The 14,870-nt window shown below is 39.4% G+C and carries 14 protein-coding genes; 8 read left to right on the forward strand and 6 right to left on the reverse strand.

Features of this window, described 5'->3' with window-relative positions:
- Positions 1-34: 34 nt before the first annotated feature.
- Both D1136_RS04730 and D1136_RS04735 read right to left on the reverse strand, forming a co-directional pair.
- A complete protein-coding gene (locus D1136_RS04730) occupies positions 35-844 on the reverse strand; it encodes a peptidylprolyl isomerase (RefSeq protein WP_161876474.1) in 810 nt (269 codons plus the stop codon).
- 31 nt (positions 845-875) lie between these two features.
- Positions 876-1,676: a peptidylprolyl isomerase gene (locus D1136_RS04735; RefSeq protein WP_161876475.1), complete on the reverse strand. Its 801-nt coding sequence runs from the start codon at positions 1,674-1,676 to the stop codon at positions 876-878.
- Positions 1,677-1,784: 108 nt separating this feature from the next.
- Between D1136_RS04735 and D1136_RS04740 the strand changes: the two genes are divergently transcribed.
- Positions 1,785-2,201 carry an SPOR domain-containing protein gene (locus D1136_RS04740; protein WP_161876476.1) on the forward strand — a complete coding sequence of 139 codons (417 nt, stop codon included), beginning with the start codon at positions 1,785-1,787 and terminating at the stop codon, positions 2,199-2,201.
- Here the strand turns inward: D1136_RS04740 and D1136_RS04745 are convergent, their stop codons facing one another.
- From D1136_RS04745 to hemW, 4 genes are all read right to left on the reverse strand, one after another.
- Complete coding sequence (locus tag D1136_RS04745; protein ID WP_161876477.1) at positions 2,202-2,801, reverse strand: PAP2 family protein; 600 nt, start codon at positions 2,799-2,801, stop codon at positions 2,202-2,204.
- 7 nt (positions 2,802-2,808) lie between these two features.
- Positions 2,809-4,314 (reverse strand): RNA polymerase factor sigma-54, encoded by a 1,506-nt coding sequence (gene rpoN / locus D1136_RS04750; protein ID WP_161876478.1) that lies wholly within the window; start codon positions 4,312-4,314, stop codon positions 2,809-2,811.
- A gap of 27 nt (positions 4,315-4,341) precedes the next feature.
- Positions 4,342-5,787 carry an asparagine--tRNA ligase gene (asnS, locus tag D1136_RS04755; RefSeq protein ID WP_161876479.1) on the reverse strand — a complete coding sequence of 482 codons (1,446 nt, stop codon included), beginning with the start codon at positions 5,785-5,787 and terminating at the stop codon, positions 4,342-4,344.
- 236 nt (positions 5,788-6,023) lie between these two features.
- A complete protein-coding gene (gene hemW, locus D1136_RS04760) occupies positions 6,024-7,148 on the reverse strand; it encodes a radical SAM family heme chaperone HemW (protein ID WP_161876480.1) in 1,125 nt (374 codons plus the stop codon).
- 371 nt (positions 7,149-7,519) lie between these two features.
- On the opposite strand from hemW, the gene rplM reads away from it, so the two are divergent.
- The 7 genes from rplM (at position 7,520) to D1136_RS04795 (ending at position 14,855) form a co-directional block, all read left to right on the forward strand.
- Positions 7,520-7,975 carry a 50S ribosomal protein L13 gene (rplM, locus tag D1136_RS04765; RefSeq protein WP_161876481.1) on the forward strand — a complete coding sequence of 152 codons (456 nt, stop codon included), beginning with the start codon at positions 7,520-7,522 and terminating at the stop codon, positions 7,973-7,975.
- A gap of 6 nt (positions 7,976-7,981) precedes the next feature.
- Positions 7,982-8,368: a 30S ribosomal protein S9 gene (rpsI, locus tag D1136_RS04770; protein ID WP_161876482.1), complete on the forward strand. Its 387-nt coding sequence runs from the start codon at positions 7,982-7,984 to the stop codon at positions 8,366-8,368.
- 93 nt (positions 8,369-8,461) lie between these two features.
- The gene (gene rpsB / locus D1136_RS04775) at positions 8,462-9,244 is read left to right on the forward strand and encodes a 30S ribosomal protein S2 (RefSeq protein WP_161876483.1); all 783 of its coding nucleotides are present in this window, start codon (positions 8,462-8,464) and stop codon (positions 9,242-9,244) included.
- Positions 9,245-9,318: 74 nt separating this feature from the next.
- Entirely contained in the window at positions 9,319-10,137 is an 819-nt protein-coding gene (gene tsf, locus D1136_RS04780; RefSeq protein ID WP_161876484.1) for a translation elongation factor Ts, read from the forward strand.
- A 1,352-nt stretch (positions 10,138-11,489) separates the two neighbouring features.
- On the forward strand, positions 11,490-12,194 hold the full coding sequence (pyrH, locus tag D1136_RS04785; RefSeq protein WP_237566988.1) for a UMP kinase: 705 nt from the start codon (positions 11,490-11,492) through the stop codon (positions 12,192-12,194).
- 54 nt (positions 12,195-12,248) lie between these two features.
- On the forward strand, positions 12,249-14,156 hold the full coding sequence (gene dxs, locus D1136_RS04790; protein WP_161876486.1) for a 1-deoxy-D-xylulose-5-phosphate synthase: 1,908 nt from the start codon (positions 12,249-12,251) through the stop codon (positions 14,154-14,156).
- Positions 14,157-14,855 (forward strand): Crp/Fnr family transcriptional regulator, encoded by a 699-nt coding sequence (locus D1136_RS04795; RefSeq protein WP_161876487.1) that lies wholly within the window; start codon positions 14,157-14,159, stop codon positions 14,853-14,855.
- Positions 14,856-14,870 lie beyond the last annotated feature (15 nt).

Raw genomic sequence — 14,870 nt, forward strand, 5'->3', positions numbered from 1 at the left:
CAACAAAAGATACTGAAACAGTCTGTAATAAGAATCACTTTCTTTTCAGTTTAGTGCCCAAAATTATCACATCCTGAAGGGGTCTGTCATGCTCATCTGTCGGAAGAGCAGCAATACGGTCCAGCACATCCAACCCTTCAACCACTTCACCAAAAACCGTATAATCGCCATCCAAAAAAGGAGTGCCCCCGACCGATTTATACAACTCCCGGATTTCCGGAGAAAAGCGAAACGGATTCTCACCGGAAAATCGTTCCTCAATTTTTGCATTAATTACTTTCACTATACTATCAGCCTGCTGCACCTGTCCTCTGCGGAGATAAGTCTGATGTTCCTGTTGTACTGCCTGGTACAACTCGCCTCCCAATTTGTTTCTTGCCCGAAGCAACCGTCGTTGCTCCAATAAATCGAGTTGTTGGTCTGTATAGGTTTTACCTTGTACGATATAAAACTGCTCACCGGAAGACTTCTTTTCCGGATTCACCTCATCCCCTTGACGGGCTGCAGCTAAAGCTCCTTTCACATGAGGATGTCCGGGCAAAATCTCAGCATCAATCGTATATCCCAGTTCCGCCATTCCAACCATCTTCCCTTCAGGGGCATTTTTAGAATCAGAAGCTCCTCCCTGAATCATGAAATCCTGAATAACACGATGAAAAAGCAAACCATCGTAATGCTTTTCTTTTACCCATTTTAAAAAATTCTCACTATGCTTAGGCGTATCTTCATATAACCTGACTTTAATCACTCCCAGATTGGTTTGAATTTCCACCAGCTTATACTTTTTAGCCCCCGCAGAGAAACTGATTAAAAACAAAAGTACTGAATATAAGAGATATTTCATGAGTATTCCTCCTGTTTTACTTTAAAACCAATTATTCAATCACAACATCCAGAATAACGGCATCCCTTTCCGGCCGATAATTTTCGTCTACTTTCAATGCTGCAATTCGGTCCACGACATCCAAGCCCTCTATAACCTCACCAAATACAGTATATTCTCCATCCAAATGAGGTGCTCCTCCTATGGAACTATAGACTTGCCGCTGTTCATCCGAAAGTTTCAGCTTTACATCTTCAAATTGTCTTCGGGTTGCTTCCGAAAGTTCCTCGTTCACCCGCATCAGATTCTCATAGTCATTGACTAATTGATACTTTGCAATTTCTCCTTCCCGCTGTTTTTTCAAACGATTAAAAAGAGCCGTATAACGTTTGTTATTCACCCGTTCCACCTCCTGAGCCAATGTTTGTTCGGAAAATACTTTACCTTGCACAATATAAAAATGAGACCCGCTGGATTTCCGTTCGGGATTCACCTCATCACTTTCACGGGCAGCAGCCAACGCACCCCGCTTATGATAATAGTCCGGGCGGATTTCAGCCTCCAGAGTGTAGCCATTATCTTTATCTCCCAACAACATCCCAAAACGCGCCCCTTTGGAAGAAGGGTCTCCGGCCTGTATCATAAAATTGTGGATAACACGATGAAACAACATACCCTTGTAATAGCCTTCCCGGACGAGCTTTACAAAATTATCCCGGTGAATGGGGGTTTCATCATACAACCTCAGGCGGATCACACCAAAATCAGTCTCCATACGAACCACCGTATTCCGGGGATGATGACAGGCTCCGACCAATAATATCAATACAAAAAACAAAAAAAATCTCTGCATATTTCCATCACGAATTACGAATATCAGTGCAAAATTAATTTATCCATGAAATAAACTCATCTATTTTTATTAAATTTGTCACAGAAAGTATATTCAAAATTTTCTGCCATGAAATTAAATTCCATTTTCATTATATTATTGTTCTGCCTCGGAGGATGTCATAACAAAGAACTTCCCGACAAATATCTCAGTCATCTTTCCGTCGTCCGCGAAACAGAAAACAACCACAAGACAGAATCCGTACAGAGCCAACCCAAAACATACGTTTCCCAACCATCACATCCCCGCTCTTCGGCCCGGTACCATATCATTGTAGCCAGTTTTAGTTACGCTGAAAAAGCAAGGGCAGAAAAACTGGTTTCCCGGTTAAAAGCAAAAAATTATCCTGCCACACTGATTCATTCGGCACAACGCTACCGCGTAAGTATTGAAAATTTTGCTACTGAAGCGGAAGCAAATTCTGCCCGCGACGAATATCGTATTGCCACCGACCGACAGGACATTTGGGTTCACAAAGTAGATTAATCACAACAATATTCCGGTAATAAAACCAAATCCGAATAAAAAACCGGCATATACTTGGGCTGGAGTATGTTTTTTCAAATATAAACGACAAACGCCCAATAAGCCGGAAAGCAAGAGGACAATCATAAAAATCCCTCTCAACTGACCGGGATAATGCATTCCTATGCTCAGCATAAAACCGCACAATCCTCCAATAGCCGTCATATGCATACTCATTTTCCAACGTAAAGTGACAATGGAAAACAAAGACAATAAAATAACTAAAATCAGATACAATTGCTGTACAATTTGGGTATGACTCACTCCACGTAAAAGCCAGAACCCCAGAAAGGCAAAACCAACGGCAATTAAAATCGGATAAACCCGTTCTTGCTTCTCTTCCAATTTATAATTCCGGATCAGATGAAAATGTCTGAAAACGGGTAAACTCACCAAAGGCATAATCAGCAAAGTAAACACAACCACCGCATAACAATAATACTGTATATTTTTAGGAATAAGAGCAAAAACAGTATCTCCCTGAAAAATAAAAAGAAGAAAATAAACAGGCATACACAAAGGATGTAACAAATAAGAAACACCCCGGGCAAAATATCTCATATCAAAATTATATTTCTCTTCTCAAACGTGCCACCGGAATATCCAGCATCTGACGATATTTAGCTATAGTACGACGGGCTATCTGATAGCCTTTCTTTCCCATCATCTCCACCAGTTCATCATCCGTAAAAGGCCTCCTTTTATCCTCTTCATCTATTAATATCTTCAACGCATTTTTCAATTCTCCCGTACTGACTTCCTCCCCATCAGTAGTTTGCATACTACCAGAGAAAAAGTCTTTCAATGCATAAATACCAAACCAAGTCTGTACATATTTGGAGTTAGAAACCCGGGACACGGTAGACACATCTAATCCGGTTATATCCGCAATATCCTTTAAAATCATCGGTTTCAACATACTCTCATCTCCCGACAGAAAAAAATGTTTCTGAAATTGTACGATAGCCGTCATCGTCAGCATCAAGGTATTGTTTCTTTGATGTACAGCATCAATAAAGGAGCGGGCAGAGTTTAACTTATACTTCACAAAAAAAACTACATCTTTTTTATTTTTAGGTGATTCATTCTTCTGATAATATTCCAGCATATTCAAATAAGACCTGTTAATCCTTAACTCCGGCACATCTCCGGTATTCAAACTCAATTGCAATTCCCCGTCTACCAGGTCCAAAATAAAATCAGGAATAATTTTTTCTGCCTCATGTCCATACAAGGAGGAATCTCCGGCCACTCCACCAGGTTTCGGATTCAGTTTCAGAATTTCGTCAATTGCCTGTTTCAACTCTTCATCTTCCAAACGCAATTTACGGGCAATCTTCTCGTAATGTTTACGGGAGAACTCTTCAAAACAATCCTCCAAGACAGCTTTAGCCGATAATAAAATCTTATTATCCGGATTTTCCGCAAGCCTGTGTTCCACCTGCAACAAAAGACACTCCCGTAAATCTCTGGCTCCCACCCCCGCAGGTTCAAACTCCTGAATAACCTTTAAAAGATATAATAATTTATCCTCTGACACTTCAATGCCGGCACCGAATGCCAAATCATCCGCAATATTTTCTAAATCTCTCCGTAAATAACCGTCATCATCCATATTCCCAATGATGTATTCAGCTATATGACGGTCTTCTTCCGTTAAAGTACGTGTCCCCAATTGTGCTATCAGGCTTTCTCGGAAAGAGGCCCCCTGAGAAATAATAAAATCCCTGTTTTCATCCTCTCTGGAAGCATTGGAAGAAGATAAACGATATTCAGGAATATCATCACCATCATCTCCCATATAATCTTCCAGGGAAAATTCATCTTCACCACCACGCTCTTCTTCCTCTTCCGATTCATATTCCTCCCGTTCGTCCGGAGAATCTTCCAATGAGGAAGATTCTGCACTCAATTCATGCTCCTCTTCTCCCTCTTCCAACAGAGGATTTTGCTCCAATTCCTCCTTTATCCGTTGCTCAAGCTGATAAGTGGGAAGTTCCAACAGTTTAATCAACTGTATCTGGAGCGGATTAATCTTCAGCCCCAACTTCTGCTGTAAACCCTGCTTGAGCACCTGAGCCTGTTTTAGATTTATAACCGATTAAAACTCTGCATTCTTTGGCGTACGAGGGAAAGGAATAACATCCCGGATATTTCCCATTCCGGTCACAAAAAGCAACAAACGTTCAAATCCCAATCCGAATCCACTATGAACTGCAGAACCGAATCGGCGGGTATCCAGATAATACTGCATGGACTCAACCGGAATACCAACTTCCTTCATTCGGTTCAACAATTTATTTAGGTTCTCTTCACGCTGGGAACCGCCGATGATTTCCCCAATCTGAGGGAACAGCACATCCATGGCAGCAACAGTTTTACCATCCGGATTCTGTTTCATGTAAAATGCCTTAATCTCTTTCGGATAGCCTGTGAGGATAACCGGTTTCTTAAAATGCTTCTCCACCAAATAACGCTCGTGCTCGCTCTGCAAATCCACTCCCCAACCATCCACCGGATATTGAAATTTCCCGTTTTTATTGGGCTTGCTGTTTTTCAATATATCAATGGCATCGGTATAAGAAACCCGTTCAAAATCATGCGTTAACACGAAATTCAATTTTTCAATCAACTCCATGGAGCGTTCTTCTGCCTTCTTATTTTTCTCTTCCTCCTGCAAACGGGCGCTCAAGAACTTCAAATCATCCATACAATTATCCAAAGCATATCGGATCAGATACTTCAGAAAATCTTCGGCCAAATCCATATTGTCATTCAGGTCATAAAAAGCAGCCTCCGGCTCTATCATCCAGAATTCAGACAAATGGCGGGTCGTATTGGAATTTTCCGCACGGAAAGTAGGACCAAAAGTATAAATCTTTCCCAAAGCCATAGCTCCTAATTCCCCTTCCAATTGTCCGCTTACCGTTAAATTGGTTGCTTTACCAAAAAAATCCTGCTTGAAATCCACATCTCCCTCTTCCGTCAAAGGAGGATTTTTAGGATCCAGCGTTGTCACCCGAAACATCTCTCCCGCCCCTTCACAATCCGAAGCCGTAATTAAAGGAGTATGCAAATAAAAGAAACCATTCCGGTTAAAATACTGGTGAATAGCAAAAGCCATTGCATGACGAATCCGGAATATCGCACCAAAAGTATTCGTACGAAAACGCAAATGGGCCACTTCACGCAAGAATTCCAAGCTATGTTTTTTGGGCTGTATCGGATATTTGTCCGGATCAGCCTCACCCAACACCTCCAGCGAAGAAGCCTGAATTTCGCGAGCCTGACCACTGCCGGCACTTTCTACCAACTCTCCACTGACATGAATAGCAGCACCAGTAGTCACCTTTTTCATCAGTTCCTCGGAAAAATGATTCATATCCACCACAATCTGTATATTGTTTACAGTCGAACCATCATTTAAAGCAATAAAATTTACTTGTTTGTTGCCCCGTTTGGTCCTTACCCAACCACTGATTTCCACTTCTTTACCGCAATCATCCGATTGCAAAAGTTCTTTGACTGACAATTTTTTTGTGCTCATCTTTTTTTATTTACACAGTTAATCTTGTTATCTCCACCTCACCCTCCTCCTCCTCAGAATTGCAAAAGTAATAATTAACCAGCAAATCACAAACAAAGTTCTCCCACCTAAACCACAAAACTCCTTAATCGTTTTTCAAACAAAACCATAAAATTTTATACGCACTTGATTCACTGTACTATTTACTCAGTAAAATATTTCCTTGCTTTTATGATTTTATCTATTTATATATCAGGCTAAACAACAAATAATTCCGCTAAAACAGCATCAGATAAAAGCCAGCCTCTTTCAGTCATCCGGATACGCCCATCCGGACACGGCTTCATTAATCCCTGCCTTATATAATTCCGGATTTTTCCCTCTGTTTCTCTCCACCAAAAGGGTTGCATTCGGGCCAAATCATCCGGGGCTATTCCCCAGCAGGTACGAAAATTAGTCATACAATATTCGTTATACTGATCTTCAAGACGAAGATCCTCTTGTTCAAATGATAAAATCCCATTATTTATACTTTCAATATAGGTTTTTACATTCGCAACATTCCATTGCCTGGAATGTCCGTTATAAGAATGTGCTGCTGCTCCCAATCCAATATAAGATTGTTGTTGCCAATAGGAGGTATTGTGTTTGGAATATTTAAAGTTTTTAGCAAAATTAGAAATTTCATAATGTTCAAATCCAATATTTTTCAAGTAATCACAAACGAATAAATATTGTTCGGCCAGCGTATCATCATCCAAGGGCCGGAATTTCCCTTTTTTCGCTAACTTTTCAAAAACAGAATTTGAATCAATACTTAAAATATATACTGATACATGCGAGACAGACAGATTATTTAATATCTCCAAGTCATGAACCAAACTCTCCGGATGGCTACCAGGCAAACCAATAATTAAATCAATACCTACATTCTGAAAACCGCTGTTTACTGCCCTTTCTACCGCTTCAACAGCCATTTTCCCAGTATGCCTTCTGTTTATCCGTTTCAAAAGTTCATCATTAAAAGATTGAATACCAATAGTTATACGATTAAATCCAAGCTCTTTCAATACCTTTAATTTATCCGTAGACACATCTTCAGGATTCATCTCTATAGAACACTCTGCATCACTATTCAAAACCCAAGTTTCATGTATTTTATGAACAATAATTTCAAGTTCATCTTTATCTAAGAGAGAAGGAGTGCCACCACCCAAATACAAACTTTCCATCCCACTGCCTGGCAAATAATTTTTTCTCCATTCCATTTCCCGACACAAAGCCGCAATATAAGCCTCTTTCCATTGCAAAGAAACTACAGAATAAAAACCGCAGTAAAAACACTTACTCCGACAAAAAGGTATATGTACATAAATTCCCATCTCAATGCCCTATATTTTTTTTTTACAAATCTAAAAATCATATTTATCCCGACAAAATGCAGGTGACTCAAAATAAAGCATTATTCCGGATGTTTGCATAATCTACCACCATTTCGAAAAAACAGCATGAAAACAAATAATATTTTAAAGGCAAACCGTTTGATTATAAATAAACTTTGATTAAATTTGCCCCTCATTTTGAAGTGGTATGCTCTTTAAACTGCAAGGTTGAACCTTAGCCATTTACCTTACAGGCACATTTTCAGGGAATAGGATTTTGGTCTGCCCGACTATGCGTTTTTCTTATTTCCAGTCAATTGCAAGAGTCCCACGACAAAAGGCAAACAGATGTTTAATTAAAATTAAAAAAAGTGGATCAAGTAAGTTACAAAACGACTTATGTCAACAAAGCCACAGCACAAAAAGAGTGGGTTGTTGTTGATGCAGAAAATCAGGTTTTGGGACGCCTTGCCGCTAAAGTTGCGAAACTTTTAAGAGGCAAATACAAACCGTCCTTTACCCCGTTTGAAGATTGCGGTGATAATGTGATCATCATCAACGCAGAGAAAGTAGTGTTAACCGGAAATAAGTTAACCGACAAAGTGTATACCCGTCACACCGGATATCCGGGAGGACAGCGTCACACTTCTCCGGCAGCCGTATTAAAGGTACATCCGGAAAGAGTAATCGAACATGCCGTTCGTGGTATGCTTCCAAAAAATCGTCTGGGAAGAGCTGTGCTGAAAAATCTTCATTTGTATGCAGGTGCTGCACACAAACATGAAGCTCAACAGCCTAAAGTAATTGATTTAAATTCTTTAAACTAACAGATCATGGAAGTAATTAACGCAATCGGTAGAAGAAAAGCAGCAGTCGCTCGCGTTTACGTAAGTGAAGGAAAAGGAAATATCACTATCAACAAACGTCCGTTGGAAGAATATTTCACTTTACCCACTCTGCAGTACATTGTAAAACAACCTCTCGAACTGTTGGGAGTTACCGGTCAGTATGACATCAAGGTAAATCTGGACGGTGGCGGTTTCAAAGGCCAGGCAGAAGCTCTGCGTCTGGGTATCGCAAGAGCATTGGTTGAAATCAATGCAGAAGACAAAGCTAAATTAAGAGCAGCAGGTTTCGTAACACGTGATCCCCGCGAAGTGGAACGTAAGAAACCAGGTCAGCCCAAAGCACGTAAGAGATTCCAGTTCTCTAAACGTTAATTTCAGTTTAGTATCTAAATTGGCGGGACTCCTTCAGTGGGACTACCTGGCAATTGCTTAAATGAAGAATGTAAACTTTTTAAAAACATCAAAATGTCAAATACAAATTTCGACGAATTATTAAATGCAGGTTGTCATTTCGGACACCTGACCCGTAAATGGAATCCTAAAATGGCTCCGTACATTTTTATGGAGCGTAATGATATCCACATCATAGACCTGAACAAAACAGCCATTATGCTGGACAAAGCAACTGCTGCACTGAAGCAAATTGCCAAATCAGGTCGTAAAATTCTGTTTGTTGCAACAAAAAAACAGGCTAAGGACATTGTTGCTGAAAAAATTTCCAATATTAACATGCCTTATGTTACAGAAAGATGGCCGGGCGGTATGCTGACTAATTTCCCGACAATCCGTAAGGCAGTGAAAAAAATGACCACCATCGACAAGATGGAGAAAGACGGAACATTTGACCATCTTTCAAAACGAGAAAAACTTCAAATTGCGCGTCAGCGTGCAAAACTGGACAAGAACTTAGGAAGTATTGCCGACCTGACACGTCTGCCGGCAGCTCTCTTTGTTGTTGACGTTATGAAAGAATACATTGCCGTAAAAGAAGCCCGGACTTTGGGAATTCCGGTATTTGCCATGGTAGATACCAATTCAGATCCGAATGGTATTGACTTTGTTATTCCGTGTAACGATGATGCCTCTACTTCAATCAGTCTGGTGATGGATAAAGTTGCTGAAGCTATTAAAGAAGGCCTTTCTGAACGTAAAGCTGAAAAAGACAAAGAAGGAACCGATAAAAAAACGGTAACCTCCAAAGCTGAAAAAGTAGCAGAAGACGAAGTTGAAGAAGCAACTGAAGAATAAACTGATTTCAGATTTACAGTTCCGGGTTATTGTAAATCCGGAATTGTAAATTTAAATCCTAAATCAAAATTAAAATGGAAATAAAAGCAGCCGATGTAATGAAGTTGCGCCACGCAACTAATGCAGGAATGATGGACTGTAAAAAGGCCCTTCAGGAAGCTGAAGGCGATTTCGATAAAGCTGTTGACATCATCCGCAAACGTGGCCTTATCGTAGCCAGCAAACGTGCTGACCGGGAAGCAAAAGAAGGTTGCGTACTGGCTCATGCAGAAGGTAAAAAAGGAGTAATGGTAAGTCTGAACTGCGAAACCGATTTCGTAGCTAAGAATGAAAACTTCATCAACTTTACCCGCCAAATCCTGGATGCCGCTTTTGCTAATATGCCTGCAACTAAAGAAGAGTTGATGGCTATACAAATTGACGGCCGTTCAATTGCCGATCAAATTGCAGAACAAACCGGTGTAATCGGTGAAAAACTGGAACTGGCTTATTACGGCAAAGTAGAAGCCGAAGCAACCATTGCCTATATTCACCCGGGTAATAAACTGGCAACAGTAGTCGGATTCAACAAAGAAGCCGATGTTCAAGCAAAAAAAGACGTTGCGATGCAGGCAGCAGCAATGGCTCCTATTGCTGTTGACAAAAACGACGTTCCTCAAGATGTTATTGCTCATGAACTGGAAATCGGTCGTGAAAAAGCACGTGAAGAAGGAAAACCAGAAAATATGCTTGATAAAATTGCTGAAGGCCGTTTGAATAAATTCTATCAGGAATCTACCCTATTGAATCAAGCTTTTGTAAAAGACGGAAAACAAACCGTAAAAGCTTATTTAGCCGGTGTCGACAAAGACCTAACAGTGACTGGATTCATTCGCTTTACTCTGAATGATTAATCCCCTTCACAATTCATGAAAAAATAGAGGAGAGACTTTCTCTCCTCTATTTTTTTGTCGCTTTCACCAATAAATCACTCCATCCCGTCTACTACTCTATTTTCCCTGTCTTTTCTTCTTCCTTCTTATTTAAAGTTTTATACCGCCAAATTTCTACTTCATTTTCATCTCTTAGTTCTCCTCACCCAAAGAACGGGGTATTTCTGTTATCTGTTATGTATAATACTATTTTTACATTTTACGAATACCCATGCCATTATAATTCTGCTCATTATTCTCATTTTTTAACTTTCTATTTATGAATTAAATTTATATAACAGATTCAGAAAAATAAGATAAAAAGAGTAACTATGCCCTATAAAAGATAAATAAAAAATTAAAATTTCTATTCATTTTTATCTAAAAAAATAAAAATACTTTTCCTAAAAGTAAAATTACTATCTTAATTAAAAAAATAACTTCTCTAAAATATGAACAAAATATTATTGTTTTTGTTCATAATAAAGCCCCAATAAATACGGAATAAAAATGGAGTAGATTGCTAAATAGTTGAAAAATTAATATATTGAAGATTACTATATTATCATATTTAAAGTCTATAAAAAAATTAGATAATACATATCTCTGATTTTTAGCTCAATTTTTCTTTTTTATCCGTTTTATATTTTAATAAAGAATATCTGAAAAGATAAAATAGATAATATATTCGCCTATTATTTAACTATTAAGCTTTTCAGATTCAAATTTTCTTTTTCCATATCCAATTCTAAAATAACTTTCCTAAAAATTGATCCTTATGTATTTCCTAATATGCTTATATAGAGAATTTATACATTAAAAAAATCCGTGTCTATTATAATCGTATTTTAATCACAATTTTTTGCTGATTAGTAGTTGTACCCTATCTAAATCCACAACCTGACAACGCACTTTACATTTTCCTCCTTGATTATCAGAAACTTTATTCTTGAGATTCAAAACTTTCAGCCTTTTCCCGTTTTACAGCCTTGTCACCCGTATCATCCCTTAATCACAGTCTGATCTCCTTTGAACAAACATATTCCAAACCTTATTCCAGTTGAATTCATCCCACTAATTTGTACCTATCAAAAGTATTCTGTACTGTAAACAGAACAAAAGAAGTAACAGCAATATACCCGAAAGCTTAGGGTTAATTTTATAAAATAAACCAAAACCATTCGCACATTCATTTCCAGCATAAAAAATCAGAACAAGGGTTTTGAAATATTTTCAAATACTTCATCTCAAAATTGGGTAAAATTAATTAGCTTTGTTCTACTTTTTCATAACTGAAATATTTTTCATTTTGATTAAATATAATGAATAAACTTATGAAATACAATCGAATATTACTGAAACTCAGTGGAGAATCCTTAATGGGAGATCAAAAATACGGAATAGATGCCTCCCGGGTAGAAAGCTATGCACGTCAGATCAAAGAAGTCACCGAAACAGGAATACAAGTGGGCATCGTCATTGGCGGAGGAAATATCTTCCGGGGACTCAGCGGAACTACCAAAGGATTTGACCGGGTTAAAGGTGATAGCATGGGAATGTTAGCCACAGTCATCAATAGTTTGGCCCTTAGTTCGGCCTTAGATAATGAAAATTGTAAAAATAAAGTACTGACTGCAATCCGAATGGAACCCATAGGTGAATTTTATTCGAAAGCCAAAGCAGTGGAATACCTGGAAAACGGATACGTTACCATATTCAGTGCGGGAACCGGTAATCCTTTCTTTACCACAGATACGGGCAGCAGCTTGAGAGCTATAGAAATTGAAGCCGACGCTATGTTCAAAGGTACGCGTGTAGACGGTATTTATACTGCCGACCCGGAAAAAGACCCGGCCGCAACTAAATTCGATGAAATTACTTATGATGAAATTTATCAGAAAGGTTTAAAAGTCATGGATTTAACAGCCACAACCATGTGTAAGGAGAACCATCTTCCGATTGTTGTTTTCAACATGGATGTGGAAGGTAATCTGAAAAAAATAATAAAAGGCGAAAAAATAGGAACCGTTGTTTACTAAAGAATCTTTCCCTGTCTTAACTTGGCTGACTTGAAGCACTAAAAAAACAAATTTATGGGTATTCTTGATTCTATCAACATCCCGACTGATTTAAAAAAAGTACCGGAAGATTCTCTAATACAACTATGTGAAGAAGTCCGGCGCAAAATAATTGATGATTGTGCAGAGAATCCCGGTCATTTAGGTTCCAGTTTAGGGGTAGTTGAACTGACTGTAGCCCTTCACTATGTTTTTAATACTCCTTATGACAATTTAATCTGGGATGTGGGTCATCAGTCTTACGCCCATAAAATCCTTACCGGCCGGAAAGAACAATTTAAAAACAAACGGCAGTATGGAGGAATCAGCGGTTTTCCGAAAATAGCAGAAAGTGAATACGATTCTTTCGGAACCGGACATTCTTCCACCTCTATTTCTGCAGCCCTGGGAATGGCGGTCGCCGCTAAAATACAGGGAGAAACTCATCGTCAAACCATTGCTGTTATCGGAGATGGGGCCATGACCGGAGGAATGGCTTTTGAAGCGTTGAATAATGCGGGGGTATATGACTCAAATCTCCTCATCATTCTCAATGATAATAACATGGCGATAGACCCGAATGTAGGCGGTTTAAATGAATATCTGCTTGACATCAGTACTTCAAAAACCTACAATAAAATCAAAGAGGACGTCTGGAATGTTCTGGGAAAATTAAACCGGATCAGTCCCCGCATGAGAAATTTTATCCAAAACATAGATAACAGTATTAAAGCCATATTACTCAAACGCAGCAACTTGTTTGAGGCCATGGGGATGCGTTATTTCGGCCCCGTTGACGGACATGATATAAACCACCTGATAAAAGTACTCCGGGATTTAAAAGCAATCAACGGTCCCAAAATCCTTCATTGCATTACCGTCAAAGGTAAAGGTTTCAAGGAAGCTGAAACCCATCAAACTCTTTGGCATGCTCCGGGGAAATTTAATAAAGTGACGGGAGAGCGGATTAAAGAGGTAAATACAAACCTGCCGGCAAAATTTCAGGATGTTTTTGGAAATACAATACTGGAGCTGGCGAAGAGTAATAAAAAGATAATTGGGATTACCCCTGCGATGCCTACGGGATGCTCCTTAAACATCATGATGCATGAAATGCCAGAACGTTGTTTTGATGTAGGAATTGCTGAACAGCATGCAGTCACCTTCTCCGCAGGGTTGGCTGCCAAAGGCTTTGTCCCGTTTTGCAACATCTACTCTTCGTTCATGCAAAGGGCCTATGATCAGGTAATCCATGATGTTGCCTTACAAAATCTGAATGTCATCCTTTGTCTGGACAGGGCGGGTTTTGTCGGTTCGGACGGAGCCACCCACCACGGAGCCTATGACCTGGCTTATTTCCGGTGCATTCCGAATATGACCATAGCAGCTCCTCTGAACGAAGAGGAGTTAAGAAACATGATGTACACAGCTCAATTGCCGAATCAGGGACCTTTTTCTATTCGTTATCCCAGAGGTCGTGGGTACCTTACAGATTGGCACACTCCTTTTCGGAAAATGGAAATAGGAAAAGGCCGGTGTCTGATAGAAGGCAACAAAATAGCTATTTTGTCTATCGGTGCGATAGGCAATGTAGCGAAGAGTGTTGTAGAGAATATGCAAACTCAAGACGTCGCCCTCTATGACATGAGGTTTTTAAAACCCATTGACATCAACTTATTGCATGACGTATTTCATAAATTTTCCCGCATTATCACTCTCGAAGACGGATGCATCCAAGGAGGATTAGGCAGTGCCGTACTTGAATTTATGGCCGACCATCATTATCAGGCCCAGGTTAAAAGATTAGGCATACCCGATAGTTTTATCGAACACGGTACCCAGGAACAACTTTATGCAGAATGTGGATTTGACCAAAAAGGCATCCTAAATGCCATCCATGAAATGTCCGTAACAGAAACCCAATTTCAACAAACAGAGCATTAAATGAGCACAGGCACATTACCCGATATTGATTTGTGTTGCCAAAAACTGAAACATACTTTCACCAGCCTTTCTTCCGAGGAATTAAAAAGCCTGCTGAGTCTCCGAAATATTTGTTATTACCCAAAAGGAAGTCTTCTTTATGAAGAAGGAACCCGGACAAAGGGTTGTTATTTCGTTTACAGCGGAATCATCAAAATTTATCAGACCGGTCATGAAGGTAAAGAACAAATCATCAAATTCGACCAGGAGGGAGATATTTTTGGTTACCGTTCGATTATCCGGCATGAACCCGCTTGTACTTCAGCCAAAACACACACGGACAGCATACTTTACCACATCCCGGACACACTTCTGATGCATCTGATAAAAAACAGTTCCAATTTTGCTCATGACATGATTCAGATAGCCTGTAAAGAACTGGGTGATTCCAATCGCTATATACGTGACATTGCTCAAAAATCCGTAAAAGAACGGTTAGCTGAAATCCTCTTACTTTTGGCAGAAGATTTCGGTATCGAAAAAGATAAGACACTGAAAATCAACATTACACGTGAAGAACTGAGTAATTTTATCGGTACAGCAACCGAAACAGTGATCCGTCTCCTGTCAGAATTGAAGACTGAGAACATGGTTGAATCCAAAGGACGCCAAATAAAATTATTAAATCCCGAAAAACTGAAAACGCTTGCCGGTTTATAAAAAATTTGTACCTTG

This window comes from Odoribacter sp. Z80 (assembly GCF_009935865.1).
GTDB lineage: Bacteria > Bacteroidota > Bacteroidia > Bacteroidales > Marinifilaceae > Odoribacter.

What these genes read in the sequence shown, in the direction of transcription:
- rpsB (WP_161876483.1), top strand. Translation starts at nt 8,462, where the DNA reads ATGTCAAATACAAATTTCGACGAATTATTAAATGCAGGTTGTCATTTC.
- hemW (WP_161876480.1), bottom strand. Translation starts at nt 7,148, where the DNA reads ATGGGAATTTATGTACATATACCTTTTTGTCGGAGTAAGTGTTTTTAC.
- tsf (WP_161876484.1), top strand. Translation starts at nt 9,319, where the DNA reads ATGGAAATAAAAGCAGCCGATGTAATGAAGTTGCGCCACGCAACTAAT.
- D1136_RS04740 (WP_161876476.1), top strand. Translation starts at nt 1,785, where the DNA reads ATGAAATTAAATTCCATTTTCATTATATTATTGTTCTGCCTCGGAGGA.
- rpsI (WP_161876482.1), top strand. Translation starts at nt 7,982, where the DNA reads ATGGAAGTAATTAACGCAATCGGTAGAAGAAAAGCAGCAGTCGCTCGC.
- D1136_RS04795 (WP_161876487.1), top strand. Translation starts at nt 14,157, where the DNA reads ATGAGCACAGGCACATTACCCGATATTGATTTGTGTTGCCAAAAACTG.
- pyrH (WP_237566988.1), top strand. Translation starts at nt 11,490, where the DNA reads ATGAAATACAATCGAATATTACTGAAACTCAGTGGAGAATCCTTAATG.
- asnS (WP_161876479.1), bottom strand. Translation starts at nt 5,787, where the DNA reads ATGAGCACAAAAAAATTGTCAGTCAAAGAACTTTTGCAATCGGATGAT.
- D1136_RS04730 (WP_161876474.1), bottom strand. Translation starts at nt 844, where the DNA reads ATGAAATATCTCTTATATTCAGTACTTTTGTTTTTAATCAGTTTCTCT.
- dxs (WP_161876486.1), top strand. Translation starts at nt 12,249, where the DNA reads ATGGGTATTCTTGATTCTATCAACATCCCGACTGATTTAAAAAAAGTA.
- D1136_RS04735 (WP_161876475.1), bottom strand. Translation starts at nt 1,676, where the DNA reads ATGCAGAGATTTTTTTTGTTTTTTGTATTGATATTATTGGTCGGAGCC.
- D1136_RS04745 (WP_161876477.1), bottom strand. Translation starts at nt 2,801, where the DNA reads ATGAGATATTTTGCCCGGGGTGTTTCTTATTTGTTACATCCTTTGTGT.